Source organism: Massilia sp. CT11-108 (assembly GCF_047302915.1).
GTDB lineage: Bacteria > Pseudomonadota > Gammaproteobacteria > Burkholderiales > Burkholderiaceae_D > Telluria > Telluria orientalis.
In genome coordinates this window covers 1-564 of the sequence record NZ_JBKYMO010001178.1, presented here as the reverse complement: position 1 = coordinate 564, position 564 = coordinate 1, and the positions used below count along the sequence as shown (strand labels likewise).

At 71.3% G+C, this 564-nt stretch carries 1 protein-coding gene and 1 pseudogene; both read right to left on the bottom strand.

The window, feature by feature from the left end:
• A partial coding sequence (locus ACEN88_RS33840; protein WP_413346742.1) for an efflux RND transporter permease subunit occupies nucleotides 1-321 on the bottom strand: 321 nt, incomplete at its 3' end.
• Nucleotides 318-564 (bottom strand): annotated as a pseudogene (locus tag ACEN88_RS33835) (efflux RND transporter periplasmic adaptor subunit); the annotation flags it as partial. The gene ACEN88_RS33840 and the pseudogene ACEN88_RS33835, both read right to left, overlap by 4 nt.

The following is a 564-nucleotide window of genomic DNA, read 5'->3' as shown; positions in this document are numbered from 1 at the left end:
GTCGGCGGCGGCGGCATCGATGTTGCGGCTGGCGTCGAATTCCAGGGTGATCTGGGTCTCGCCCTGGATGCTGCTCGAGGTCGTGGCGAGCAGGCCGGGGATGGCGGAGAACTGCTTTTCGAGCGGCGTCGCCACCGAGGTCGACATCGTTTCCGGACTGGCGCCGGGCAGGCGCGCGCCGACTTGGATGGTGGGCATGTCGTAGACCGGCAGGGCAGCCACCGGCAACTGCAGCCAGCAGGCGAAGCCCGCCACGATGACGCTCAGCCACAGCAGCAGGACGGCGATCGGCCGTTGCAGGCAGAAGCGGGCCAGGTTCATGGCGTCTCCGGCGCGGCGATGCGCACGCGCATGCCCGGCCGCAGGTTCTGGCCGCCTTCCAGCACGACGCGCACGCCTCCTTCGACACCGGCGACCACCGCCAGTTCGTCCTGGATGCGCAGCAGCCGCACCGGCCGGGGCGCCACCTTGCCGTCGGCCCCGACCAGGTAGACGAAGCGTCCGTCCGGACCTTCCTGGACCGCTTGCGGCGGCAGGACCACCGCGCCGTGGCTCGTCCCGGCA